The following is a 25,607-nucleotide window of genomic DNA, read 5'->3' as shown; positions in this document are numbered from 1 at the left end:
TATGCGCCGTGGACTGATCATCGCTTTGCTGTGCTGTCTGGCGGGAGTCGCCCAAGGCAACCCCGCCAGTGCAGCCCCCGCTGAACACAAAGCCTACCTGACCCTGATCATCGACGACCTTGGGCAAAACCTGCCCCGGGATCGTCGTGTGCTCGCCCTGCCCGGCCCGGTGACCACGGCGATCATGCCCGACACACCCCACGCCGCCGAATTCGCCCGCGAAGCCCACAAGGCCGGCAAGATCGTCATCCTGCACATGCCCATGGACCCGGCCACCGGCCCGTTCGCCTGGCACCCCGACCTGCCCATCGAAGAGCTCGGCAAACGCCTGGACGCAGCCTTCAAGGCCGTGCCCTACACCGCCGGCATCAACAACCACATGGGCAGTCGCATGACCGCCCAGCCGGAGGCCATGGCCTGGTTGATGGGTGAGCTGCAACGACGCCACAAGTTCTTCGTCGACAGCCGCACCAGCGCTAAAACCGTCGCCGCCGCCGAGGCGCAAAAGATTGGCCTGGCCAGCGTCTCGCGGGATGTGTTCCTCGACGACGAACGCACCGAAGCGGCCATCACCACCCAGCTGCAGACCGCGATCAAGCTGGCCCACAAACAGGGGTCGGCGGTGATGATCGGCCACCCTTATCCACAGACCCTGGCGGTACTCGAACGTGAGCTGCCCAAGCTCAAGGCCCAGGGCGTCGAGTGGATCGACATCAAGTTGATGATCAGCCTGCGCAGCAACCAGGCCATGGCCGGCCACGGAAAAAACGGCACTTACCGCTAGTGCTATATAGCTACCGCGCCTGACCGAGCGGACTCTTCGATAGTGGATCTTCGTATCCACTGGAGAGTCTGTAGATGAACTCACTGCAATACAAAGACCTGCTGATCAACTTCACCACCGAGTTCGTTCCTGTATGGAACGACAAAGGCACTCGCGCCGAAAAACCCGTGACCTTCTGGCGCCCGAGCACATCCTCCGACGCGCTGGGCAACTTCGTCCCGCTGGGTGATGTGGCGGTGGCGGGTTACCACAACATCAATCAACTGAACATCGTCGCTGTTGTCAGCGAAGTTGACCGGGAGAATGGCACCGCCTTGCGGCCCCCCGTCGACTTCGAGAGAGTCTGGGAACACTCGGGACCAAGGGCACGCGCCAATTTCTCAATCTGGCGACCCACCGCTCCAGAAGGTTATGTGGCGATGGGGCTGGTCTGTGGCCTCGGTAACGACAAACCACCACGCAATACCATCCGCTGTGTCAGAGAAGACCTGGTGACTCAGGCCTATGTCGACCAATTGATCTGGAGCGACCAAGGCAGCGGCGCCCACCGGGACTTCAGCGCCTGGGGTGTCTCCCCGTCGCAAGCAGCTCCTGGCCAAGCCTACCTGGCACCGGGCACCTTTACCGGCGCCGAGGGCTATGCCAAGCCAACCAGGCAAAGCCCGGTGCACGCCCTGCGGCTGGACCTTGCGCTTCATTCCGAAGATTTGCCGCCACTTTCACCCGAAATGGCACCAGGACGCACGATGCCGGAGCAGGTAACAGAGGGTATTCATGTGTGCGAACTGCCCTGGTTTACCGTGAACGACCCGACCCTGACGCCCCTGGAAAAACTGCAAACGTGCCCGGTATATCGGTTGAAAAGAATCGACCAGTACAGCTTGGTGGCCAGCGGTCAAAACACCACGCCAGCAAGCCAAACCTTCAGTTGGGTATTCGCAAAAGGAGAGATCAGTGATTTCTCCTTGGGCCTGCGCTCCTTGACCGGCGTCGATATAAAGGCTGCCTGGGCACCCCGGCATCCGTTGAGTATCAGTGCCAACCTCAATCGCGACTTCACGCATACGGGCTTGACCGCACAAGGCTGGGAACGGGAGGGCGTGGCGGATGTGATGGCTTACATCCCGGCGAATAAATCCATCGCTGCCTACCTGGTCAAAAGCCGATACGAGCTATTGCGGGCTGACGGCAGCCAGCTCGGGCCAACCCTGACCTATGCCAGCGGAGATAACGTCTACTTCAGCGAGCTGCTGCAACCTGAAGCGGCGGTTACTGCTGTTGAGGAGCCAGAGGAAGTACCAGCAGCGGTGCCCGAGCCCACAGAAAACGACCTAGAGATAACGCCCCATGATTTCATCGACGACACCCTCCTGCCGTAACTGATCGAGGGCCGCCTGGAGTTTCGCCACTACGTCATCCGGCACGTTTTTGTTCAGCGCCAGGTACAGCTCCGCGCTGTTGAAACGCAACACAGTCTTGAGCCCGGTCACCCCGACCTGGCGTGCCAGATAACGGCCCGCCGGGTCCCCGGTGGCCCACAGGTCGATCTGACCATCCACCAGCTTTTTCGCGTTGTCCTGATCCCGCAACACGATTACCGGCTTGAGCCCCTGCTTCTCCAGGCTCTCGGCGATGGCGTCGCCCTTGTAGGCGCCGATCTTGTAGCGCCGCGCCTGCTCAAGGTCGCTCAGCTGGATCTTGCTGTCAGCCTTGGCCAGCAGCACCCAATCGTCCGGGCCGATGGGGCCGACCCATTTGAACAGCGCCTCACGGTCCGGCAAGCGCGCCATCACGAACACGCCGTAACCGGGTTTTTCCAGGGCGAGTTTGTAGATCCGGTCCCAAGGGAACCGCAGGGTCAGGTTGTAGGAAATACCCGCACGCTGGAACGTCTCGCGGACGATGTCCACGGCAATGCCTTCGATGTTCTCTTCCTTGGCGAAGTTCTTGCCGTTTTTCGCCATGTTGTACGGCGGGAAGTTTTCCGTCAGCAACACCAGGGAAGCGCCGTCGGACGGTTCATCAGCGTAAGCCGAACCCGTCAGCAGAACGGTGGTACTGGCGAGGGCGAGCAGCAGGTCTTTGAACATGAAAGTTACCGGAATCCATGGCAAGCCCAGAGAGTGCCGCGAGCCTGCCATGGTGTCCAGTGACGTTTAGCGTACGACGATACCGCGCGCCGCCATGTAGGCCTTGGCCTCAGGCACGGTGTATTCGCCAAAGTGGAAAATACTCGCCGCCAGCACTGCGCTGGCGTGGCCTTCGATCACGCCGTCGGCCAGGTGCTGCAGGTTGCCGACGCCGCCGGAAGCAATCACCGGGATACCCAGTGCGTCGCTGATGGCGCGGGTCACGCCCAGGTCGAAGCCGTTTTTCATGCCGTCCTGGTCCATGCTGGTCAGCAGGATTTCACCGGCACCCAGGGCTTCCATCTTCATCGCCCACTGCACGGCATCCAGCCCGGTCGGCTTGCGCCCGCCGTGGGTGAAGATCTCCCAGCGCGGAGTTTCGCCCGGGCCGGAGACTTTCTTGGCGTCGATGGCAACCACGATGCATTGCGAACCGAAGTGCTGTGCGGCTTCGCCGACAAATTCCGGGTTGAACACCGCGGCGGTGTTGATCGAAACCTTGTCCGCGCCGGCATTCAGCAAGTTGCGAATGTCCTGCACGGTGCGCACGCCACCGCCCACGGTCAGCGGGATAAACACCTGGCTGGCCATGCGCTCCACGGTATGCAGCGTGGTGTCGCGACCATCGACGCTGGCGGTGATGTCGAGAAAGGTAATCTCGTCAGCACCCTGTTCGTCGTAGCGACGGGCGATCTCCACCGGGTCGCCGGCGTCACGGATGTTCTCGAACTTGACGCCCTTGACCACGCGACCGTTGTCGACGTCCAGGCAAGGGATGATGCGTTTGGCCAGCGCCATGGTCAGTCCTCAGCCGTTGTAGGCGTCGCAGTAAGCCTGGGCTTCAGCGACGTCCAGGGTGCCTTCATAGATCGCCCGGCCGGTGATGGCGCCGATGATCCCCGGCGCCTTCGCGTCCAGCAGCGACTTGATGTCGCCCAGGTTGTGGATACCGCCGGAAGCGATCACCGGGATCCTGGTGGCCGCAGCCAGCGCAGCGGTGAACGGTACGTTGCAGCCCTGCATCATGCCGTCTTTGGCGATGTCGGTATAAACGATGGCGGAGACGCCGTCGGCTTCAAACTGCTTGGCGAGGTCGATCACCTGGACGGTGCTGATCTCGGCCCAGCCGTCGGTGGCGACGAAACCGTCCTTGGCGTCCAGGCCCACGATCACTTTGCCGGGGAACGCACGGCAGGCTTCGGCGACGAAGGCCGGGTCTTTCACGGCCTTGGTGCCGATGATCACGTAGCTCACGCCTGCTTTCACGTAGTGTTCGATGGTTTCCAGGGAGCGGATGCCGCCGCCGATCTGGATCGGCAGGTTCGGGTAGCGCTTGGCGATCGCCGTCACCACTTCACCGTTGACCGGCTGGCCTTCGAACGCACCGTTCAAGTCCACCAGATGCAGACGACGGCAACCGCCTTCCACCCACTTGGCAGCCATGCTCACCGGGTCATCGGAGAACACCGTGGAATCTTCCATGCGGCCCTGGCGCAGACGTACGCAGGCGCCGTCCTTGAGATCGATTGCGGGAATAATCAGCATCTGGCAAACCTTATTCGATATTCAGCGTTGCTCGGGAAATCAGGGTTTCTCGAGCGCCCACAAGTCGCTTTCGATGCTTTCGAACCTTTCTTTAAGGTGCGTCTGCACATCGAAAATCGCCCTGTTGTAATAGTGCGGAGCAATTTCAGTGGTGAACAGTTCGAGGATTTCTGCGACCTCGAACGAGCCGAGCTTGAGCTCGAAGCGGTCTTCCATGAAACGCTTGATCTTGTCGGTGGCCTCACTCTCCTGCTGGGGAGTGAGGTTCAAGATCGGCGGCTTGACCTTCTTGGCCATTACCAGCGCCCGTCCCACGCGGCGAAGTTCTGCAGCAATTGCAGGCCATGGGTATGGCTCTTCTCCGGGTGGAATTGCACGGCAAAGCGCGAACCGTCGGCCAGGGCCGCGGCGAAGTCGACGCCATAGTGCCCGCCACCCACCACCTGGCGCGGATTACCGGCGGCGATGTAATAGCTGTGTACGAAATAGAAACGCGCCAGGTCCGGCACTTCGTGCCACAGCGGGTGATCCACGGTCTGGCGCACTTCGTTCCAGCCCATGTGCGGCACCTTCAGGTGCTCGCCGTCTTCGTGCAGGTCCTTGCCGAAAAACTTCACCTGGCCCGGAAACAGACCGATGCAGTCGACGCCGTCGTTCTCTTCACTGCTGTCGAGCAAGGCTTGCATGCCCACGCAGATGCCGAGGAACGGCCGGTCCTGGCTGACTTCACGCACCAGGCTGTCGAAGCCCAGGCGACGAATCTCGGCCATGCAGTCGCGAATCGCGCCAACCCCCGGGAACACTACCCGGTCGGCTTCGCGAATCACGTCGGCATCGCTGGTGATCAGCACCTTGCCGGCACCTACGTGCTCGAGGGCCTTGGCCACCGAGTGCAGGTTACCCATGCCGTAGTCGATAACCGCGACCGTCTGCATTACAGGACGCCCTTGGTCGACGGCATTTGCCCGGCCATGCGGTCATCCAGCTCCACGGCCATGCGCAGGGCACGGCCGAAAGCCTTGAACACGGTCTCGATCTGGTGGTGGGTGTTGGTGCCACGCAGGTTGTCGATGTGCAGGCTGACCAGGGCGTGGTTGACGAAACCCTGGAAGAATTCCTGGAACAGGTCGACGTCGAAGCCGCCCACGGTGGCGCGGGTGTACGGCACGTGCATCTGCAGGCCCGGGCGGCCGGAGAAGTCGATGACCACACGCGACAGCGCTTCATCCAGCGGGACATAGGCGTGACCGTAGCGACGGATGCCTTTCTTGTCGCCGATGGCTTTGGCAAATGCCTGGCCCAACGTGATACCGACGTCTTCCACCGTGTGGTGGTCGTCGATATGCAGGTCGCCCTTGCTGACGATATCCAGGTCGATCAGCCCGTGACGGGCGATCTGGTCCAGCATGTGCTCAAGAAAAGGTACACCGATATCAAATCGGGCCTTTCCGGTGCCATCCAGGTTGATCGAGGCTTTGATCTGGGTTTCCAGAGTGTCGCGCTCGACGGACGCCTTACGTTCGGCCATCACCAGCTCCGCAAAATCATTGGGCGAAAAAGGCAGCCATTATAGGGGCGCGGGCGCTAAACAGAAACATCGGAGGGGATAAGACTGATGGAGTGTCGGGGATAGACATGTCAGTACAAGTGTGGGAGCAGCTTTGTGTGGGAGCGGGCTTGCTCGCGAAAGCGGTGTGTCAGCCAATACATGTGCTGACTGATCCATCGCATTCGCGAGCAAGCCCGCTCCCACAAGGGTTACGCGGTGTTAGTGGAACAGTACCGCAGTTTTCTGCAGGGTGACCCACACGCCCCACGCCAACGGAATACCCACCACCAGCCAGGCAGCCACCGCCAATGGCACGCTGCCGGAGGAGGCTTTCCACTCCAGCACGGTGCTGGAATCGGCGCCCTTGTCGTGGCCCAGTGCCTGCTCGGCAGCCAGTTCGGCGTCGGTCATGAAGTACTTGTCTGCCACCGGCCGTACCAGCAGGTTGCAGATAAAGCCCAGCACCAGCAGGCCGGCGAGGATGTACAAGGTGATGTCGTAGGCGGCAGCGCGTTCAACGCCGATGCTCAACTGATACTCACGCAGGTAGTTCACCAGCACCGGGCCCAGTACGCCCGCCGCTGCCCAAGCGGTCAGCAGGCGACCGTGGATCGCACCCACCATTTGCGTACCGAACAGGTCCGCCAGGTAAGCCGGCACCGTCGCAAAACCACCGCCGTACATCGACAGGATGATGCAGAACGCCGCCACGAAAAGCGCGACGTTACCCAGGTGACCCAGGTTCGGGATCAGCGCGTACAGGGCAAAGCCCAATGCGAAGAACACGAAGTAGGTGTTTTTACGGCCAAGGTAGTCGGAGAACGATGCCCAGAAGAACCGGCCACCGATGTTGAACAGGCTCAACAGACCGGTAAAGCCGGCTGCGATGGCCGCGATGGAAGCCAGTTGGCCGGCATCCAGTTGGCCAAATGCCAGGCCGTTACCCAGCAACTTGCCGCCGAACACTTCCTGCAGCAGCGGCGAAGCCATGCCGAGGATGCCGATGCCGGCAGACACGTTCAGGCACAGCACCAGCCACACCAGGCGGAATTGCGGGGTTTTCCAGGCCACGTTCACGTGCACGTGACGGTGGGTGATCATCGCGTTGCTGGCTTTTTTTGCCGGGGCAGTCCAGCCCTCAGGCTTCCAGCCGGTAGGCGGAACACGGTAGGACAAGGCGCCGCCGATCATGAACACGAAGTAGATCACGGCCATGACCACGAAGCTCTGCCACACGCCAACGCTGGTCGGCGAGGCAAAGTGGCCCATCAAGGCGGCTGCCAGCGGGGCACCCACCATCGCGCCGCCGCCGAAGCCCATGATCGCCATGCCGGTGGCCATGCCGCGCTTGTCCGGGAACCATTTGATCAGGGTCGAGACCGGCGAGATATAGCCCAGGCCCAGGCCGATACCGCCAATGACCCCGGAGCCGATCCACATCAGCCAGATCTGGTGGGTATAGATCCCCAACGCAGAGATCAGCAGGCCGCCACACCAGCACAAGGCCGAAACGACACCAGCCTTGCGTGGCCCGGCGTGTTCCAGCCAGCCGCCCCAGATCGCCGCAGAGCAGCCGAGGAAGATGAAGAACAGGGTGTAGATCCAGCCCAGCATGGAGATGGGCCAGTCGCATTGCGACGAGAAGACCTGGCTGATGAAGCTCATGTCCGGCGCGCAGGCGACCGGTGCGGTGATCCCCAGCGCCTTGGACAACGGCAGCCAGAACACCGAAAAACCGTAGGCCATGCCGATACACAGGTGGATCGCCAGGGCGGCCGGTGGTACCAGCCAACGGTTGAACCCGGGCTTGGCGATAATGCGTTCCTTGGACAGGAACGCAGGCTGTGCAGCAGTATTACCCGCCGCAGTGCTAGTGCTCATTGGTGTTTCCCCCAGTTATTAGTATGTGTCCGTCGGGCGCTCTCTCCCTCGGCCTTACACGCAAGGCGTGGCCGTTTTGTTGAGTAAAGCTCCTTTTAAACGCGACGTTTAGTCGCAGACGGCAGACGAACATGCGCAGATTAGCATCTGTGGATGACAGAAAAACCAAACTGATATCACCTTTCTGGAGTTATCTGATTTGTTTGACGCCATGTAACGATCCCTAAACAGCCATAGGGCTACGAGCGTTATACTCTTCGGCTAAATTTTAAAATCGACATACAAGGACTCGCCCATGAAAGCGTTCGGCAAAATCCTGGGTCTGGTACTTCTCGGGCTGTTGCTGATCATTGTGGCTCTAGGCTTTGCCCTGACCCATCTCTTCGATCCCAACGACTACAAAGACGAGATTCGCCAGATTGCCCGCGACAAGGCCCACATCGAGCTGACGCTCAATGGCGACATCGGCTGGAGCCTGTTCCCCTGGCTCGGTCTTGAATTGCACGAGGCCAGCGTTGCGACCCTGACCAATCCGAGCCAACCGTTTGCCGATCTGCAGATGCTCGGCCTGTCGGTGCGCGTGCTGCCGCTGCTGCGCCGTGAAGTGCAGATGAGCGATGTACGTGTCGAAGGCCTGAACCTGCGCCTGAACAAAGACGTGCATGGCCACGGCAACTGGGAAGACATCGGCAAGAATGTGCCGGACCCGGCTACCGCCGCCACCACGCCTGCCGTGACTGAAGCGGCCACACCGCCCAAGCCTGAAAAGCCGCCGCAGCCGATCCGCCTGGACATCGACAGCCTGACCATCAACAACGCCCGCGTCGAATACAACGACGAGCAGACCGGCAAGCAGTTCAGCGCCGAAAGCATCCAGCTGAGTGCCGGCGCCGTGCACGAAGGTGCAAGCATCCCGGTCAAACTCACCGCGTTCTTCGGCACCAACCAGCCGCTGATGCGCGTCAAGACCGAGGTGAACGGCAACCTGCGCATTCAGCGCGCCCTCAAGCGCTACCAGTTCGAAGACATGAAGGTCACTGGTGAAGCCACCGGCGAGCCGCTGCAAGGCAAGACCGTGACCTTTTCGACCCAGGGCCAATTGCTGGTGGACCAGTCTGCGAATATCGCCGAATGGACCGGCATGAAGCTGTCGCTGAACCAACTGCGCGCCCTGGGCGAGCTGAAGGTCAACGACCTGGACAAGACTCCACAGTTCAGCGGCGCCCTGTCGATTGCCCAGTTTGACCTGGCCAAGTTCCTCGACAGCGTCGGCAACCCGCTGCCACCGATGGCCGCCGGCAGCCTGAGCAAGGTCGAACTGGTCAGCCGCCTCAAGGGCACGCCGACCAGCCTGGCGCTTGAAGACCTCAACCTGAAACTCGACGACAGCACCTTCACCGGTCGCGTGGCCGTGGATGATTTCGCCAGGCAATCCCTGCGGGTGCAGCTCAAGGCCGATACGTTCAACGCCGACAACTACCTGCCGGCCAAGTCCGAAGCCGCCAAGGGCGCTGCGGCCGCGCGCCAGGCTGAAGTGCAGAACAGCGAAGCCGGCGCCATGGCGGCCGGTGGCACCACACCGTTGCCGGACGCCCCGACCAAAGCCGCGTGGAGTACCGACAAGCTGCTGCCGCTGACCCGCCTGCGCACCCTGGACGTAAACGCCGACCTGTCCTTTGGCCAACTGACCCTGAGCAAGCTGCCGATCCAGAATGCCGCCCTGAAAGCCTCCGGCCTCGATGGCCAGCTCAAGCTCGATACCTTGAGCGGCGGCCTCTACAACGGCACCTTCCAGGCCAACGGCAACCTTGACGTGCGCCAGGACATCCCGCTGCTGGCGCTGCAAACCCGCATCAAGCAGGTACCGGTCGAACGCATCCTGCAAGCCCAGGGGCAGAACCCGCCGGTGAAGGGCCAGCTCACCCTCGACAGCAACCTCAACGGCCGCGGCAATAGCCAGAAAGCCCTGATCGACAGCCTCAACGGTACCGCCAGCTTCGCGATCAACAACGGCGTGCTGCTCAACGCCAACATCGAGCAACAGCTGTGCACCGGCATCGCCCTGCTCAACCGCAAGACCCTCAGCGGCGACCAGCGCGGCAAGGACACCCCGTTCCAGGAACTCAAGGGCAACCTGACCTTGCGCAATGGCGTGGCCAGCAACCCCGACCTGAAAGTGCGCATCCCGGGCCTGACCGTCAACGGTGACGGTGACGTCGACCTGCGCGTGCTGGGCATGGACTACCGCGTCGGCATCATCGTCGAAGGCGACCAGCGCGACGTGCCGGACCCGGCTTGCCAGGTGGGCTCCAACTTCCAGAACATCGAAGTCCCGCTGCGCTGCCGTGGCCCGCTGGAACTGGGCGCCAAGGCCTGCCGCCTGGACAAGGACGGCTTGAGCCAGGTCGCCATCAAGGCGGCGGGCAACAAGCTCAGCGAGAAGCTTGAACAGAAGCTCGACAAGGTCAATCCACAGCTGAAAGACGCGCTTAAAGGCCTGTTCAAACGATGAGAAACGAGCAGTTTTCAACGGCGGTGCTCGACTGGTACGACCGCCACGGTCGCCATGACCTGCCCTGGCAACAGGGCATCACGCCTTACCGGGTGTGGGTCTCGGAGATCATGTTGCAGCAGACCCAGGTCAGCACCGTGCTGAACTACTTCGACCGGTTCATGGCGTCCTTGCCAACGGTCGAAGCCCTGGCTGCCGCGCCGGAAGACGAAGTGCTGCACCTGTGGACCGGGCTGGGTTACTACACCCGGGCGCGCAACCTGCAAAAGACCGCGAAGATCGTCGTTGCCGAATATGGCGGCGAGTTTCCCCGTGACGTCGAAAAACTCACCGAACTGCCCGGCATTGGCCTGTCCACCGCGGGTGCGATTGCCAGCCTGAGCATGGGCCTGCGAGCGCCGATCCTCGATGGCAACGTCAAACGCGTGCTGGCGCGCTTTACCGCGCAAGAGGGTTACCCGGGCGAGCCGAAGGTCGCCAAACAGCTGTGGGCCACCGCAGAGCGCTTTACGCCCCATGACCGCGTCAACGCCTACACCCAGGCCATGATGGACATGGGCGCCACCCTCTGCACCCGCAGCAAGCCCAGCTGCCTGCTGTGCCCGCTGGAAAAGGGCTGCGAAGCGCACCTGCTCGGCCTGGAAACCCGCTACCCGATCCCCAAGCCACGCAAGACCGTGCCCCAGAAGCGCACGCTGATGCCGATGCTGGCCAATGGCGAGGGCGCGATCCTGCTTTACCGTCGCCCCTCCACGGGCCTGTGGGGCGGTTTGTGGAGCCTGCCGGAGCTGGATGACCTGGCCGACCTGGAACACCTGGCCAACCAGCACTCGCTGGCGCTGGGCAAACTCCAGGAGCTGCCGAGCCTGATCCACACCTTCAGCCACTTCCAACTGGCTATCGAACCCTGGCTGGTCCAGGCCCAGGAGTCTGCCCATCACGTGGCCGAGGCTGACTGGCTCTGGTATAACCTCGCCACCCCGCCGCGCCTGGGCCTTGCCGCCCCGGTGAAAAAACTGCTGAAGCGCGCGGCTGAAGTATTGAACGCAGGAGTTCCGTCATGACCCGCACCATCATCTGCCGCAAGTACCACGAAGAACTGCCCGCCCTGGAGCGCGCCCCGTTCCCTGGCGCCAAGGGCCAGGACATTTTCGACAACGTCTCCGCCAAGGCCTGGGCTGACTGGCAAAAGCACCAGACCCTGTTGATCAACGAAAAGCGCCTGAACATGATGAACGCCGAAGACCGCAAATACCTGCAGGGCGAGATGGACAAGTATTTTTCCGGCGAGGATTACGCCAAGGCCGACGGCTACGTGCCACCTGCTGAATAATTGATCAAATTTGGGGGTTGGCCCGTAAGCGACGGTAATAATTAAATATTTTTTGAAAACTTGCTTGACGACCCCCTGAAAAACCCGTTTAATGCGCCCCGTTGCCCAGATAGCTCAGTCGGTAGAGCAGGGGATTGAAAATCCCCGTGTCGGCGGTTCGATTCCGTCTCTGGGCACCACTAATTAGTTTCAGGTGGTGCAAATGTCATCTGAAACACACAAAAAACCCGCCTGGTGCGGGTTTTTTGTTGCCTGCCGTTTTTGACTCCTTCAGCCCCCGCCCCGCATCAACGTCAACACCGCAACCCGCTCCTGCTCGGAGATGTGAAAACCACTCTCCTCCACGCGCGCAATCCAATCCTGCGCCGAGAGCGACTCGCCAAAACGCACCAGGCGTCCGTAGCGCCTGAACACAGCCTCCAGCACGCTGATCATCGAGGGGTAGCTGCAGCCTCCGTCGAAACAGATGCTGAGGCCGCCAAGCCAGGAACGGCCGATCACGTGGGCACTACCGACGCTCTCGGCACCGGCATACTCAAAATCCATTTTTACTGCTTCCATGTCGCACCCAAACTCATCACCACGAAAGTACCCAAGCCTAGCAGGCGCCTGTTTTGCGGCAGGCTGCAAAGCGCTCCAATCAGACCAACCGGTCATCCAGGCGGCGACCATACAGTAAGACGATCCAAAGTGCCGGTTATCAACACCTCATTCCGACCCCATTGATCCATCCTTAATTCCCCAGTGATCGCCACTCTCGTCGGCGTCACCACCGACAAGGATGTCAAGGCGACTGAGTCACTTCACCAGGAACACCAGCAGCGGGTTGTCATTCAACCGTCCATTGAACACCGGCGCCATGTGTTCCAGCGGCGTGCCGCTGAGCAATGCGGTTTGCTTGCGCTCCACAATCACCCAGGCGGGGCGCGGTAGCGTATCCACCAGCAAGGGTTGGTTGCGCCCGATGAACAGCGGCTGCTCGTCGTGATCCAGATTCATGATGTAGCGAATCGCCCAGGTGTCCTTGGCCAGATCGACGAACACCAGGGTCCCGGGATTATCGGCACGCAGCTTTTCCACCGCGCTTACGAAGTTCCTGGTGTCGAATTGCAGGTCCTTGGCCGGCTCCACAACCTTCACCAGCACCAGCCATTGGGTGGCCAGCGCAATCACGCTGAGCACCACTAGGCGCTGGCCGAGATTGCCCTGCAAACGGCGCCAGGCAATCACGGCTGCGAGTTGCAGCACGATCAGCACACCCACCAGCGCCGGCACTGAAACGTCCGGCCAGTAGCCGTGCTTGTGCCACAGATGCCGACAGACAAACACCACGACAATGCCCAGCACCGGCAGGACCGCCACCAGCCACTCATAGCCACGCCGCACGCCGAGCAACCAGCCCTGGGCCTGGAGCAAGCCATAGGCGGCCACCGCGGCAAACATCGGGACCATGGGCACGATGTAGTAGGCGCGCTTGAAGTGCGGCACCGACAAGCCCAGCAAAATCATCAGGCCGCAGGCGGCCAAACGCAGCATCAACTGCACATCGGCATCGTCGTGGCGGGCCGACCATTTGTGGCGCAGGGCAATCATCGTCGCCAATGCCAGCGGCACCACCGGGAAATAGCGGTACAGGCTCAGCTTGAAGTAGAAGTAGAACGCCTCACCGGTTTCATCAAGGCGCCCGGTGAATTGCATCCGCAGCACATCATCGACGAAAGCATCGCCCCCGCTGATCCGCGCCAGTTTCAACAGCGCCCACCAACAGCCGGCCAGCAGGATCAAACCGACCACGCCGTGGGCAATCACCTTTTTCAGCAGTGCAATCCGCTCTTGCCGCGTACGAGCGGTGCCCAGCGCCCAGTAGACACAGGCCACCCCGCACACCTCGATCAACCCCAGCGGCCCGCGAATGGCAAACGCCACCACGAACAACGGAAAGATCGCATATTGGCGCAGCCGCGAGCCCAGGCGCTCACCGGTATGCAGCAGGTAGAAACACCCCAGGCACAACAACGAGATCATCTGGTCCAGGCACACCGAGCGCGACTTCTCCAGCAACTGGGCAGTCAATGCGGTGAGCAGCACCGTCAGCAGCGCCCACGCCCGGCCCGACGGCACCAGCAAGCGGTAGATCAGCGCCATGACCCCGGCAGACGCCAGGGCGGTGGGCATCACGTTAGCCAGGTCGTTGGGCGCGCCGAATAAACGGGCAAAGAGGTAGCTGAGGTAGGTCGCGGTGCCCGGATAGTCCGGGTAAGGCTCACCGTAGGTGGTAGGAAACAGGCTCGCGCCGTGGCGAAACATCTCTTGCATGAACACGGCCCAGCGGCCGTCGAAGCCCTGTGGCTGCTGGTCCCAGATGCCCAGGGTGAACAGCAGCAGGGCGATGAGGAAAATACCCAGCGATTCCATTCGAAAGCGATTGTGTTGATCCATTATTCAGCCTGTCAGGTGGGGTAAACCGGCTCATGTTGCCGAACGCCACCCTGAATAAGCCCTGAACGGAATCAAACATTCATCCGCCTAACGACGAGCGGGCCAGATCAGCAGCGGCAGCAGGCGGATATAGAGTAGCTCCCCTACCAATTCCACCAGGGTTTGCGTGATCACTGCGGCAGCAGCGAGCCCACGGATCTCTTCGGGTAACGCCAGCGCCAGCGGCAGCACCACCAGGGAATTACGCGTGGAGGCGCTGAAGGTGACCGCCCGCGCCGTGGGCGCCGATAGCTTGAACAGGCGCGAAGCCAGCGCCCCCATCAGCGGGGCCAGCAACAGGAAGCCGATATACACCGGGATCACCGGCGCCAGCAGGCCGATATCGCGGACCACGGCGGTGATCTGCGAACCGATCACCACCATCAGCACCAGCGCCATGGCCGGCACGGGCAGCCAGGCCCAGGCATCGTTCCAGGCACTGACGACCGGTGAGCGCCGGGACTGGGAAGTGGTCAGCACCGCCAGAATCATGGGGGCAACGATCAGCAGCAGGAAGGCCTCGACAAACGGCCCCACTGCAACCACTACCTGCGACTGCGCCCCCAGCATCAACCCCAGGTAGACCGGCAACAGCAGCAGTTGCAGCAACAACAGAATCGGGGTCGCTGCCAGCATCAACCGCGAGTCACCCTTGCCGATATGGGTAAACACCACCACGTAGTCGATGCACGGCGTCAACAGCACCAGCAACGCACCCACCAGGATCGCCGGGTGTTCCACCAGGCCCCGAGTCAGCGCCCACACCAGCAGCGGAATCAGGATGAAGTTGGCCAGCAGCAATGCGGCCATAAAGCGTTTGTTGCCCAAGCCCTGGCGCAGGTCCAGAAAGGGGATTTGCAGAAACATCGCGTACATCAGCACGGCGATGGCGGGCGTAACCAGGGCGGCCACACCTTGAGCCATGGAGGGCGCCAGCAGGCCAACAACGGCAGCCAGCACCACGCTGGCGAAGTAGATCGGGATCTGGTTTTGTTCGAGGGTGTCGCGGGTCATGGGCCGGCTCTGGTGGGCGAAAGGGTCTAAGCCTAGGCATCTGTGCCGCTCAGGTCGAGCCTCAGAAAAATCCCCGGGGTCTTCGTAGCAGAAATTTGTTAGTTTCGACTTCTCATAAAACTGCGCACGGGCCTTTGACACCCCATCGAAAGCGCAATGATCGAGCCTGTTCATGAACCTGCCAGCCCGAACTCAAGCCGAAGCATTCCGCGAGCCCACAGCCGATGGGCATTCCATCGGCGGCTTCACATGGCGCCATCCGCGCACAGACGTTGAACGCCCGGTCGTCATCATCAACGCCGCCACCTCCGTACGCTGCCGTCACTACTCACGGTTTGCCGATTACCTGTTTGCCAATGGCTTCGACGTCATTACCTACGACTACCGCGGCATCGGCGAATCCCGCAGCGGCTCGCTGAAAGGGTTCAAGGCCTCATGGTCCGATTGGGGCGTGCTGGACTTCGAAGCGATCCTGCAGCGGGCCCAGCGGGAGTTTGCCGGCCAACCGATTGATGTGGTCGGGCACAGTTTTGGCGGATGTGCGGCGGGACTCGGGGCTTCCGGCGCAGTGATTCGGCGCCTGGTGACGGTAGGCGCGCAGTTTGCCTACTGGCGCGACTACGAGGCGAGCGGGCGCTGGCGGATGCTTGCCAAATGGCATGTGGTGATGCCGCTGGTGACAGCGGTTTTTGGCTACTTCCCGGGCAAACGCATAGGCTGGCTGGAGGATACCCCGGCGGGCGTGGTACGCGACTGGAGTACGCCGACGCCGAGTTATGAAAAACGTCCGAGTGGGCGAGCCTTGCCCGAGTTGCCGTTTTCGCGGGTGAAGGCACAGATATTGGCCATCAGCATTACCGACGACCCGTTTGGCACGGTGGCGGCAATCGAGCGCCTGCTGGGTTACTTCGACGGCAGCGAGCGCACGCACCTGCGGATCGCCCCTGAAGATATCGGCGAAAAAGAGGTCGGACACTTCGCATTCTTTCGCAGCCAGTATCAGGATCGGTTGTGGCCGATTGCATTGGCTTGGCTGCAAAGGGGAGAGTTGGCCAACGGCACGCCGGGGCGCCAAGTGACGGATCGCACCTAGAAAGCCTTGGGATTTCTCCAGACCTGCGCTTCAATACCCCACCCCCAGATCCTGACACCAAGGACGTGAGCCCATGGCTTCGCCGAACAAGCAGCAAAAACGCGCCCACCGGGCAAAAGCCAAGGCCAAGCAGAATCGCACCCAACGCGCCGTCGCCACCAAGCCGGATGCCTTTGCCGGCGATGACAGCCGCATTGATCTTGAATCGGTGGATTTGACCGAGCTGTTCCTGGAGATGCGCACCGCTGGCGAAACCAGCCAGCAGGCGCTGTGTGCCGTGTTCCTGGCGCACCCGCTGCTGGCAGTGGTACTGGAGCAGGAAGGCGAAGAAGAAGCGACGGACTTTATCCTCGCGGCGCTGATCGAGTATCGCCAGTGGGCCACGGATACCGAGGATGAAGCGGCAGCGCTGGCGTGGATTGAGTCGCCGGAATTCCAGGCCGATTACGTCGCGGCGTCACAGGCGCTGGTGAATTCCGAAGACTGATACAAAACGAAATGTGGGAGCGGGCTTGCTCGCGAAGGCAGTGTGTCAGTCAGCTCAAATGTCGACTGATCCACCGCATTCGCGAGCAAGCCCGCTCCCACATTTGATCAACGGTATTGCGACGAAAGCACTCCGTCAGTTAAGCACCGCCGCCCCAACCTTCCGGCCCTTGCGCCGACGCGACACCATCAGCCCCGCCGCAACGACCAGCAAGCTCAGGATCCCGGTGGCAATGATCTCCACCTGATGCGCTTCCTGGAACAACATGATCGTCAGCACGCCCACGATGAACACGATCACCGCATACGTCAGGCCCGGGAACAGCCACATCTTGAAGGCAATCTTCTCGCCCGCTTCCGTGCGTTTCTGGCGCATGCGCAGTTGCGAAACGGCGATCACCAGGTACACCAGCAGCGCGATGGCGCCGGAGCTGGCCAGCAGGAATTCAAACACTGCCGCCGGTGCCACGTAGTTGGCGAATACCGCCAGGAACGCCGCGCCGGTAGACAGCAACACCGCCCAGTAAGGCGTGCCGCTCTTGTTGGTGATCTTGGACACCGCCGGTGCATCACCGCGACGGCCCAGGGAGAACATCATGCGCGAAGCGGTGTACAGCGCCGAGTTCAGGCAACTGGTCACGGCCACCAGCACCACCAGGTCAACGATCAGCTTGGCATTCGGGATGCCCATGCGTTCCAGCACGGTCTGGTAGGAACCGACCGCTGCCAGCGCAGGATCATTCCACGGCACCAGGGCCACGACGATGAAGATCGACACCAGGTAGAACAAGCCGATCCGCCAGATCACCGAGTTGGTGGCCTTGGAAATCTGCTGGCCCGGGTTCTTCGATTCAGCGGCCGCGATGGTCACGATCTCGGTGCCCATGAACGAGAACATGGTGGTCAGGATCGCCGCCAATACCGCGCCCATGCCGTTGGGCAGGAAGCCCTGGGTGTCGAACAGGTGCGAAACGCCGCTGACCTGACTGCCCGGCAGGAAGCCGAAGATCGCCAGGATGCCGAGGATCACAAACCCAATGATCGCCACCACTTTGATCAGCGCAAACCAGAACTCGAACTCGCCGTAGTTCTTCACACTGAACAGGTTGGTCGCGGTCAGCAGCAAGGTAATGATCAGGGTGAAGGCCCAGATCGCCACGCCGGGGAACCAGGCGTGCAGGATGGTCGCGGCAGCGTTGGCTTCCAGCGGAATCACCAGCACCCAGAACCACCAGTACAACCAGCCGATGGTGAAACCGGCCCAGTGCCCGATCGCACGGTCGGCATAAGTAGAGAACGAACCCGTGTCCGGCGATGCCACGGCCATCTCGGCCAGCATGCGCATCACCAACACCACCAGCGTACCGGCGGCGGCATAAGCCAGCAGCACGGCCGGGCCCGCCGCAGCAATCGCGTGGCCGGAGCCCACAAACAACCCGGCACCGATAACGCCGGCAATCGACAGCATGGTGACGTGACGCGGTTTGAGCCCCTGTTCGAGGTCATTGGAGCTTTGCGTACTACTCATTGACACACCTTTGCGAGGAATTGCGAATACGGTCCACCCGGTCTGGCGTCTTTCTCGTGAAAAGAAACCAACGGGGCGTTCTTTATTTTTTACGCAAGATTTGCGCCAAAATGTTACAGAGCCGCGATTGACGCGGGCTGTAGGGAAACTCAATAGCTCTCGTAAGTCACTGACACTAATGGCATTCCGCTATAGCGTTACTGTGCGACTCACTTGAAAGACGAATCAGTGCACCAAAAACACACACAATTTGTACGTGACGCCCCATAAAAGGGCTGATAAAGACCGTTCGCCGGTTTAACCCTTCCAACACCCGGCCAAAGCTGGCACCATCGCGCCCTTTTTTACGCGAAACCTGTAGGAATACTGGTTCAAACGGCTGTTCGGTTGTTGATGGCGCGACACACTGCTGTGCCGATGCGACACCCTGCCGCAGACCGTCTGTTTACCGCCTGCAGGGCTGTTGGCTGTCATCCGGACGCTATGCTAGCTTGGCGCCTCGCCAGGAAGGCGGGCCAACAGCAGGAGCGCAATGAACACAATGAGGACCGCACATGGCTGAGGCCACGCCCGCGCTTGAAATCCGCAACTTGCATAAACGCTATGGTGAGCTGGAGGTGCTTAAAGGTATCTCGCTGACCGCCCGCGACGGCGATGTGATCTCGATCCTGGGTTCCTCCGGTTCCGGCAAGTCCACGTTCCTGCGCTGCATCAACCTGCTGGAAAACCCGCACCAGGGGCAAATCCTGGTGGCCGGTGAAGAGCTCAAGCTCAAGGCTGCGAAAAACGGCGAACTGGTGGCCGCCGACGGCAAACAGATCAACCGCCTGCGCAGCGAAATCGGTTTTGTGTTTCAAAACTTTAACCTGTGGCCGCACATGAGCGTCCTCGACAACATCATCGAGGCCCCGCGCCGCGTGCTCGGCCAGAGCAAGGCCGAAGCCACTGAAATCGCCGAAGCCTTGCTGGCCAAGGTCGGCATCAGTGACAAGCGTCATGCCTACCCCGCGCAACTGTCCGGCGGCCAGCAACAACGCGCCGCGATCGCACGCACCCTGGCCATGCAGCCCAAAGTCATCCTGTTCGACGAGCCCACATCGGCCCTTGACCCGGAAATGGTTCAGGAAGTACTTAATGTGATCCGCGCCCTGGCCGAAGAAGGCCGCACCATGCTGCTGGTCACCCATGAAATGGGCTTTGCCCGCCAGGTGTCCAGTGAAGTGGTGTTCCTGCACCAGGGCCTGGTCGAAGAGCAAGGATCGCCACAGCAGGTATTTGAAAACCCGCTTTCGGCGCGCTGCAAACAATTCATGTCCAGCAACCGCTAACGGAGCAACATGCATGCAGAACTATAAAAAATTCCTCTTGGCCGCCGCTGTTTCGATGGCGTTCAGCGCCACGGCGATGGCTGAAACCTTGAAAATGGGGATCGAAGCGGCCTACCCGCCGTTCAACAATAAAGATGCCAGCGGCAACGTCGTCGGCTTCGACAAGGACATCGGCGACGCCCTGTGCGCCAAGATGAAAGTCGAGAAGTGCGAAGTGTATGTCTCCGACTGGGACGGCATTATCCCGGCCCTGAATGCCAAGAAGTTCGACTTCCTGGTCTCCTCGCTGTCCATCACCGATGAACGCAAGCAGGCCGTCGACTTCACCGACCCGTACTACTCCAACAAGCTGCAGTTCATCGCGCCCAAAGCCAACAAAGACTTCAAGACCGACGCGGACTACCTGAAGGGCAAGATCATCGGTGCACAGCGCGCAACGCTGGCCGGTACCTACCTGGAAGACAAGCTGCCGGACACCACCGCCAAGCTCTACGACACCCAGGAAAACGCCTACCTCGACCTGACTTCCGGCCGCCTGGACGGGATGCTCGCCGACAAGTACGTGCAGTACGAGTGGCTGAAAAGCAAAGACGGCTCCGCCTACGAATTCAAGGGCGACCCGGTGGTCGAGAGCGACAAGATCGGTATCGCCGTACGCAAAGGCGACCCGCTGCGCGAGCGCTTGAACAAAGCCCTGGCTGAAATCAAGGCCGACGGCACCTACAAGAAGATCAACGACAAGTACTTCCCTTTCAGTATCGAGTGATCCTGAATGGCCTGCCCGGCGTGCTCGCTTGAGTGCGCCGGTCCTGAGCTTTGCCTTGCGAAACGACTAAACCATGAATTTCGACCTCTACGGATTCGGCCCGGCGCTCGCCGCCGGTGCGCTGATGACCGTCAAGCTGGCGCTCACCGCCCTGTGCCTCGGGCTGGTGCTCGGGCTGGCCGGCGCCCTGGCCAAGACTTCCCCGTACAAGCCGCTGCAATGGCTTGGCGGCAGCTACTCCACCCTGGTTCGCGGCATCCCGGAACTGCTGTGGGTCCTGCTGATCTACTTCGGCACGGTCAACCTGATGCGCTCCCTCGGGGAGTTTTTCGGCAACCCCGACCTTTCCCTCAGCGCTTTCGCCGCCGGGGTGATCGCCCTGGGCCTGTGCTTTGGCGCCTACGCCACGGAAGTCTTCCGCGGCGCGATCCTGGCCATTCCCAAGGGCCACCGTGAAGCCGGTGTCGCACTGGGCTTGTCGAAGGTCCGGATCTTCACCCGCTTGATCATGCCGCAGATGTGGCGCATCGCGCTGCCGGGCCTGGGCAACCTGTTCATGATTCTGATGAAGGACACCGCGCTGGTCTCGGTGATCGGCCTGGAAGAAATCATGCGCCACGCGCAGATCGGCGTGACCGTCACCAAGCAGCCCTTCACCTTCTTTATGGTCGCGGCCTTCATGTACCTGGGCCTCACTGTCCTGGCGATGACCGGCATGCACTTCCTGGAAAAACGTGCCGCGCGCGGCTTTGCGAGGAGCACGCAATGAGTGGCGACTACAGCTGGCTGTCGCATTTCGACCTGGGCCTGAACTGGGCCGTGATCATCAAATGGCTGCCGAAACTGGCCCAGGGCGCAACCCTGACCCTGGAGCTGGTGGCCATCGCCGTGATCGCCGGCCTGCTGCTGGCAATCCCGCTGGGCATCGCCCGCTCGTCACGCCTGTGGTACGTGCGCACCCTGCCCTACTGCTACATTTTCTTCTTCCGCGGCACGCCGCTGCTGGTGCAGCTGTTCCTGGTGTACTACGGCCTGGCACAGTTCGACGCCGTGCGTGAAAGCTTCATGTGGCCGTACCTGCGGGACCCGTTCTGGTGCGCCACCGCCACCATGACCCTGCACACCGCCGCCTATATCGCCGAGATCCTGCGCGGCGCGATCCAGGCCATCCCGCCGGGTGAAATCGAAGCCGCGCGGGCGCTGGGCATGTCCAGGCCCAAGGCGCTGTTCTACATCATCCTGCCGCGTGCCGCGCGCATCGGCCTGCCGGCCTACAGCAACGAAGTGATCCTGATGCTCAAGGCCAGCGCCCTGGCCAGTACCGTGACCCTGCTGGAACTGACCGGCATGGCCCGCACGATCATTGCCCGCACCTACCTGCCGGTGGAGATCTTCTTCGCTGCCGGGTTGTTCTACCTGCTGATGTCCTACGTCCTGGTGCGCTTCTTCAAGCTGCTGGAGCGCTGGTTGCGGGTCGATGCCTGCCAGGGCCGCTGACGCCTTGTTGACGGGTGAGCACCTGCTCGCCCGCTTCCAGGCGCTGGATACGTTCCTCACCGAACATCAAGGGCTGTGGCGACCACGGCCCTTTACCCATCTGCAATTGCCGTGGGAAACCCAGCATCCCGAACTGGCCCATTGGCTGCGCCAGCGCTCGCTGGCCGAAGCGGAAACCAGCCATAACCAGCCTCACCACTTGCCGGCGCCTGCGCCTTTCCCTGAGCTGGCCATGCAGTCGCTGAATCTCAGCGCTGTGGATAACTTACCATCCCGCCCGCTACCCGCCGCCCGCCATCGCCTGAACGTCGATGTACCCGGCCGCAAATGGCAGCAGATCGAAGCCTTCGGCGCCGCGCTGCAATTTCGCCAAACCCCCGAACACTGGCTCGACTGGTGTGCCGGCAAGGGCCACCTCGGCCGCCGCCTGTTGCAACCCGGGCAGCAACTGACCTGCCTGGAATACGACCCGGCCCTCATCGCCTCAGGGCAAGCCCTCAGCGAACACCATCAATTGCCCGTCAGCCATCGCCTGCAAGACGTGATGGCCGACGTGCAGATCAACCGTGACCAAACCCCAGTGGCACTGCACGCCTGCGGCGACCTGCATGTGCGCCTGCTCCGACTGGCCAGCGCCGCCGGCTGCCAGCAGTTGGCCGTGGCGCCCTGCTGCTACAACCGCATCCGCGCCGAGCAGTACCAGCCGCTGTCGATTGCCGCCCAGGCGTCGTCACTGCATTTATCGGTGGAAGACCTCGGCCTGCCGCTGAGCGAAACCGTTACCGCCGGCGCTCGAGTGCGTCAGCAGCGCGATACGTCGATGGCCAGGCGCCTGGGTTTTGATGTTCTGCAGCGGCAACTGCGCGGGAGCGATGCTTACCTGCCCACTCCGTCCCTGCCCGCGAGTTGGCTGGCCAAGCCGTTCGCCGACTACTGCCGCGAACTGGCGGCCCTCAAGGGATTATCCACAGGGGAACAGGATTGGTCGGCACTGGAGGCCCAAGGCTGGCAGCGCTTGGCACAGGTGCGAAACCTGGAATTAGTGCGTGGTCTGTTTCGGCGCCCGCTGGAAATGTGGCTGGTGCTGGACCGGGCATTGTTTCTCGAAGAAAACGGTTACAGGGTTCAAGTCGGCAGCTTCTGCGAAACACCGCTCACCCCGCGCAACCTGATGCTGCTCGCCGAGCGCAATTAAAGGGCATTTTGTCGCAACGTGCCCTGTGGATAACTCTGTTGATGGAATTCTGGCAGAGGCCCTGCCGGCAAGCTTCGCGGCGCAAAATGCTGACTGGTCATTTTTTGTTCACAAAATAAAACGCACGCAAAACAGGCAGTTGCAGCGTGATGAGAACCGCTCCGCAAAATTGCGGTTTGATGACAGGTCGAACCAACCGATTGTGCATAAGCACCTGAGGTTAGCGGCATAACCCGGGCTTTTCAGCGGGCAACCAGCAGGCGACAAAGCGCATTGATATCGTCACAGGCCATGCTTGCGGCTTGGTTATCCAGCGGATCGCTGCCAAAAGCCAGGGCCTCGCTGATCGCCGGATCCCGATGCACCACCTCCAACAGGCTGTCACCCAGGCGCTTCCTGAACACCTCGACCATGTCCAGGCTAAAGCCCGAGGTCTCGTCGAGTTGGTTGATCACGAAATGGCAACGCAGCGCCGGCCGATCATCAAGGTGTGGCGCCAGCAACTGCTCCATCTGCTCCAGGGTGCCAAGGGAAGCCGCATCCGCCTGGGCGATGACCAGCACCACATCGGCCACGTTCAGTGCCTGATGCAGGTAGACGTTATTGCCCGCCGGGGTGTCGATGATCACCGTGTCCTGCTCACCCAAGCCCAGGGCCGACAAATGTTGCGCCAGCCAATGCGGCTCCTGTTTCAGCCAGCGCTGGAGGTCTTCCTGCTGACGGATATCGGTTTCGCCAAACGTGATCACCTGGCAACCGGCAAAGCCTGAATGAAGGATCTGGCTCCAGCGCTCGTTGTGCAGGCTGGTGCGCCCGATGCCGGGCAAGGTGTGGCCCAGGCCGAAGTGGTGATAGAGCGCGTTTTGCGGGTCCAGGTCCAGCGCCACCACTGGCTGCCCCAGGCGCTGCAAACCGCTGCTCAGCGCCGTGGCCAGGGTGCTGCGGCCGACGCCGCCATTGACCGAAACCAGCGCTACCACCTTCGCCCGGATGTTCGCGACTTCGCGGGACTGCTCGTTGGCACAAGGGGAATGTCGGGAGAACGACGCGCCACTGCCCATATTGAGGCTGGCACTGTCGTCGACCGGCATGTCTTCGAAGAACTGCAGCATCGAATCCATCCCTTGAACATCACTGGCAGTCGTCTTATCGAACAACGAAAAAAGATCATCGGTACGGCTCATCGCCAACACTCCCTCACGACGCATCTTAAAGACGTGAAAGGTCAGCTGTACTGATGCTTACCGCAGGTCTTTTTGTGGGCGCCTTTGTGTACGCATTCTGTGACAAAGGAATGAAAGTGTCATTATTTTGCTGTTTCTGAAGAAATCTTTAAGACGAGCGGTAAATGGTCAATTTACTGACTAATCTTTATCGGGTCGTAAGGTGTTTGCAAATCCCGCTCCGGGATCTCCCAGATCAGCAGCTTGGGCGGCGTCTGCTTGAACGCCGGGCTGTCGAAATAAGCCTTGGCGGCGCCTGAAAATTCGCCGCCGTCCTTGCTGAAGTTACCCACCGGAGCGTTCAGGGCTTTTTGCAGGAAACCCACGAAATTCGAATTGCGCGAAAACGAGGTACCGATCAGCGCCACGTTCGGCAGGCCGGCGTCACCAAACAAATCGTCAGGGTTACTCGACGCCGCCGGGCCGTTCTCATGCGCGGTGCTGGCCGCAACCTGCTCGCCCACCGGCTGAAACTTCGGCGGCAACCAATCGAGACCGGCCAGGCGCACCAGGTCACCCGGTCGCGGTGCGAGCGGTGCCTGGGTAATGTCGAAGGCTTGCTCCGGCGTGGCCTGGATACCGCGCTGCTGGATGCGCAGGGCCACGGCGCGGGCGCCGGCATTCGAGCCGATTTCGCTCCAGTGCGTGTCGGTACGCAGGTAGGCGTCCGGGCCGAGGGGTTTCAGGGTGTCGGTCAAATCCAGCACTTCAACGCCCGCCGCTTGCAACAGCGTGCTCCATTGCTGGATCCGGCCATCCAGCACGGCCGGACGATACAAGCCGCAACGCTGGGCAGCGGCGATGCGGGTTTTATCCGGCACCACCATCACTTGCAGATCAATACCGCGCTGGCCCAGCTGCTTTTTCAGGTCGATCACCGCGTCGGCCTTGGTGCGCGCATTGTCTTCGGCGTGGCGGTTGAGCTTCAGCTCATCGCTGATAAACAGCCAGCCCGGGCAGCCCTGGCGCACCCGCGGCCCGGTGTCGCCGAACGCCAGCCAACTGGCGCCGCGCTCCAGGTTTGCCGCTTCGATGGCCATCGGTGCCTTGGACAATTCCTTGGCGAACCGATGGGTCACTTCACCGTGCAGCAGCATGTCGCTGTCGACCTTGGGCGGCAGGAAACTCACCGGCCCCTTGACCATCAGCCAGACGCAAGACAACAGCCCCGCCGCCAGGAAAGGCACCAACACCCAGCCCGCCAGGGGGCTGGTGCGGACGGCCAATTCACTCGGTGGGGTCGGCGCGGTAGGGGCGGGCATCGTC

25 protein-coding genes and 1 tRNA gene are annotated in these 25,607 nt (G+C 61.4%); 13 read left to right on the top strand and 13 right to left on the bottom strand.

The window, feature by feature from the left end; translation table 11 throughout:
- The first annotated feature begins 1 nt into the window (after position 1).
- Positions 2 to 784 (top strand): divergent polysaccharide deacetylase family protein, encoded by a 783-nt coding sequence (locus C0058_RS01660; RefSeq protein ID WP_008435686.1) that lies wholly within the window; start codon positions 2 to 4, stop codon positions 782 to 784.
- A gap of 74 nt (positions 785 to 858) precedes the next feature.
- Positions 859 to 2,163 carry a Vps62-related protein gene (locus tag C0058_RS01655; protein ID WP_102367923.1) on the top strand — a complete coding sequence of 435 codons (1,305 nt, stop codon included), beginning with the start codon at positions 859 to 861 and terminating at the stop codon, positions 2,161 to 2,163.
- Here C0058_RS01655 and C0058_RS01650 read toward each other — a convergent pair.
- The 7 genes from C0058_RS01650 to C0058_RS01620 all read right to left on the bottom strand — a co-directional run bounded on the left by C0058_RS01650 (position 2,116) and on the right by C0058_RS01620 (position 7,888).
- Positions 2,116 to 2,874: an ABC transporter substrate-binding protein gene (locus C0058_RS01650; RefSeq protein WP_003218028.1), complete on the bottom strand. Its 759-nt coding sequence runs from the start codon at positions 2,872 to 2,874 to the stop codon at positions 2,116 to 2,118. The two genes, C0058_RS01655 and C0058_RS01650, sit on opposite strands and share 48 nt — an antisense overlap.
- A gap of 66 nt (positions 2,875 to 2,940) precedes the next feature.
- Positions 2,941 to 3,711 carry an imidazole glycerol phosphate synthase subunit HisF gene (gene hisF, locus C0058_RS01645; RefSeq protein ID WP_003218030.1) on the bottom strand — a complete coding sequence of 257 codons (771 nt, stop codon included), beginning with the start codon at positions 3,709 to 3,711 and terminating at the stop codon, positions 2,941 to 2,943.
- A gap of 9 nt (positions 3,712 to 3,720) precedes the next feature.
- Complete coding sequence (gene hisA, locus C0058_RS01640; RefSeq protein WP_008435688.1) at positions 3,721 to 4,458, bottom strand: 1-(5-phosphoribosyl)-5-[(5-phosphoribosylamino)methylideneamino]imidazole-4-carboxamide isomerase; 738 nt, start codon at positions 4,456 to 4,458, stop codon at positions 3,721 to 3,723.
- Between the two features lie 39 nt (positions 4,459 to 4,497).
- Positions 4,498 to 4,755 carry a DUF2164 domain-containing protein gene (locus tag C0058_RS01635; protein WP_003218033.1) on the bottom strand — a complete coding sequence of 86 codons (258 nt, stop codon included), beginning with the start codon at positions 4,753 to 4,755 and terminating at the stop codon, positions 4,498 to 4,500.
- Entirely contained in the window at positions 4,755 to 5,393 is a 639-nt protein-coding gene (gene hisH / locus C0058_RS01630; RefSeq protein WP_003218034.1) for an imidazole glycerol phosphate synthase subunit HisH, read from the bottom strand. The genes C0058_RS01635 and hisH overlap by 1 nt, the downstream gene beginning before the upstream one ends.
- Positions 5,393 to 5,986: an imidazoleglycerol-phosphate dehydratase HisB gene (gene hisB / locus C0058_RS01625; RefSeq protein ID WP_003218037.1), complete on the bottom strand. Its 594-nt coding sequence runs from the start codon at positions 5,984 to 5,986 to the stop codon at positions 5,393 to 5,395. The genes hisH and hisB overlap by 1 nt, the downstream gene beginning before the upstream one ends.
- Positions 5,987 to 6,226: 240 nt before the next feature.
- The gene (locus C0058_RS01620; protein WP_102367922.1) at positions 6,227 to 7,888 is read right to left on the bottom strand and encodes an OFA family MFS transporter; all 1,662 of its coding nucleotides are present in this window, start codon (positions 7,886 to 7,888) and stop codon (positions 6,227 to 6,229) included.
- Positions 7,889 to 8,183: 295 nt separating this feature from the next.
- On the opposite strand from C0058_RS01620, the gene C0058_RS01615 reads away from it, so the two are divergent.
- From C0058_RS01615 to C0058_RS01600, 4 genes are all read left to right on the top strand, one after another.
- Positions 8,184 to 10,400, top strand: coding sequence for an AsmA family protein (locus tag C0058_RS01615; protein ID WP_102367921.1), 2,217 nt, complete (start codon positions 8,184 to 8,186; stop codon positions 10,398 to 10,400).
- On the top strand, positions 10,397 to 11,464 hold the full coding sequence (gene mutY / locus C0058_RS01610; protein WP_102367920.1) for an A/G-specific adenine glycosylase: 1,068 nt from the start codon (positions 10,397 to 10,399) through the stop codon (positions 11,462 to 11,464). Before C0058_RS01615 ends, mutY begins: the two co-directional genes overlap by 4 nt.
- Positions 11,461 to 11,733 (top strand): oxidative damage protection protein, encoded by a 273-nt coding sequence (locus C0058_RS01605; protein WP_087693327.1) that lies wholly within the window; start codon positions 11,461 to 11,463, stop codon positions 11,731 to 11,733. Before mutY ends, C0058_RS01605 begins: the two co-directional genes overlap by 4 nt.
- A 103-nt stretch (positions 11,734 to 11,836) precedes the next feature.
- Positions 11,837 to 11,912: transfer RNA gene (locus C0058_RS01600), tRNA-Phe, on the top strand.
- A gap of 91 nt (positions 11,913 to 12,003) precedes the next feature.
- Here C0058_RS01600 and C0058_RS01595 read toward each other — a convergent pair.
- The 3 genes from C0058_RS01595 to C0058_RS01585 all read right to left on the bottom strand — a co-directional run bounded on the left by C0058_RS01595 (position 12,004) and on the right by C0058_RS01585 (position 15,225).
- On the bottom strand, positions 12,004 to 12,279 hold the full coding sequence (locus tag C0058_RS01595) for a hypothetical protein (protein WP_008435692.1): 276 nt from the start codon (positions 12,277 to 12,279) through the stop codon (positions 12,004 to 12,006).
- 252 nt (positions 12,280 to 12,531) lie between these two features.
- On the bottom strand, positions 12,532 to 14,172 hold the full coding sequence (locus C0058_RS01590; RefSeq protein ID WP_032899441.1) for a glycosyltransferase family 39 protein: 1,641 nt from the start codon (positions 14,170 to 14,172) through the stop codon (positions 12,532 to 12,534).
- A gap of 87 nt (positions 14,173 to 14,259) precedes the next feature.
- A complete protein-coding gene (locus C0058_RS01585) occupies positions 14,260 to 15,225 on the bottom strand; it encodes an arsenic resistance protein (RefSeq protein WP_102367919.1) in 966 nt (321 codons plus the stop codon).
- Positions 15,226 to 15,397: 172 nt separating this feature from the next.
- Between C0058_RS01585 and C0058_RS01580 the strand changes: the two genes are divergently transcribed.
- The gene (locus tag C0058_RS01580) at positions 15,398 to 16,318 is read left to right on the top strand and encodes an alpha/beta fold hydrolase (RefSeq protein WP_102367918.1); all 921 of its coding nucleotides are present in this window, start codon (positions 15,398 to 15,400) and stop codon (positions 16,316 to 16,318) included.
- A 73-nt stretch (positions 16,319 to 16,391) separates the two neighbouring features.
- Positions 16,392 to 16,805, top strand: a complete 414-nt coding sequence (locus C0058_RS01575; RefSeq protein WP_008435696.1) for a hypothetical protein — start codon at positions 16,392 to 16,394, stop codon at positions 16,803 to 16,805.
- A 135-nt stretch (positions 16,806 to 16,940) separates the two neighbouring features.
- Here the strand turns inward: C0058_RS01575 and gabP are convergent, their stop codons facing one another.
- The gene (gene gabP, locus C0058_RS01570; protein WP_003218057.1) at positions 16,941 to 18,332 is read right to left on the bottom strand and encodes a GABA permease; all 1,392 of its coding nucleotides are present in this window, start codon (positions 18,330 to 18,332) and stop codon (positions 16,941 to 16,943) included.
- Positions 18,333 to 18,886: 554 nt separating this feature from the next.
- Here gabP and C0058_RS01565 point away from each other — a divergent pair.
- The 5 genes from C0058_RS01565 (at position 18,887) to C0058_RS01545 (ending at position 23,118) form a co-directional block, all read left to right on the top strand.
- Entirely contained in the window at positions 18,887 to 19,660 is a 774-nt protein-coding gene (locus C0058_RS01565; RefSeq protein WP_003218059.1) for an ABC transporter ATP-binding protein, read from the top strand.
- A gap of 13 nt (positions 19,661 to 19,673) precedes the next feature.
- Complete coding sequence (locus C0058_RS01560; RefSeq protein ID WP_003218061.1) at positions 19,674 to 20,426, top strand: ABC transporter substrate-binding protein; 753 nt, start codon at positions 19,674 to 19,676, stop codon at positions 20,424 to 20,426.
- Positions 20,427 to 20,499: 73 nt separating this feature from the next.
- Positions 20,500 to 21,195: an ABC transporter permease gene (locus tag C0058_RS01555; RefSeq protein WP_003218063.1), complete on the top strand. Its 696-nt coding sequence runs from the start codon at positions 20,500 to 20,502 to the stop codon at positions 21,193 to 21,195.
- Between the two features lie 38 nt (positions 21,196 to 21,233).
- Positions 21,234 to 21,923, top strand: coding sequence for an ABC transporter permease (locus C0058_RS01550; RefSeq protein ID WP_032899447.1), 690 nt, complete (start codon positions 21,234 to 21,236; stop codon positions 21,921 to 21,923).
- Positions 21,904 to 23,118: a methyltransferase gene (locus tag C0058_RS01545; RefSeq protein WP_102367917.1), complete on the top strand. Its 1,215-nt coding sequence runs from the start codon at positions 21,904 to 21,906 to the stop codon at positions 23,116 to 23,118. The genes C0058_RS01550 and C0058_RS01545 overlap by 20 nt, the downstream gene beginning before the upstream one ends.
- A gap of 242 nt (positions 23,119 to 23,360) precedes the next feature.
- Here C0058_RS01545 and bcsQ read toward each other — a convergent pair whose 3' ends face one another.
- Both bcsQ and C0058_RS01535 read right to left on the bottom strand, forming a co-directional pair.
- Positions 23,361 to 24,302, bottom strand: coding sequence for a cellulose biosynthesis protein BcsQ (gene bcsQ / locus C0058_RS01540; RefSeq protein WP_102367916.1), 942 nt, complete (start codon positions 24,300 to 24,302; stop codon positions 23,361 to 23,363).
- A 173-nt stretch (positions 24,303 to 24,475) separates the two neighbouring features.
- Complete coding sequence (locus C0058_RS01535) at positions 24,476 to 25,603, bottom strand: cell division protein FtsQ (RefSeq protein WP_102367915.1); 1,128 nt, start codon at positions 25,601 to 25,603, stop codon at positions 24,476 to 24,478.
- Positions 25,604 to 25,607 lie beyond the last annotated feature (4 nt).

This window comes from Pseudomonas sp. NC02, assembly GCF_002874965.1.
Lineage (GTDB): Bacteria > Pseudomonadota > Gammaproteobacteria > Pseudomonadales > Pseudomonadaceae > Aquipseudomonas.
The sequence above is the reverse complement of the archived record's forward strand: the minus strand, read 5'-3'. Positions and strand labels throughout refer to the sequence as shown.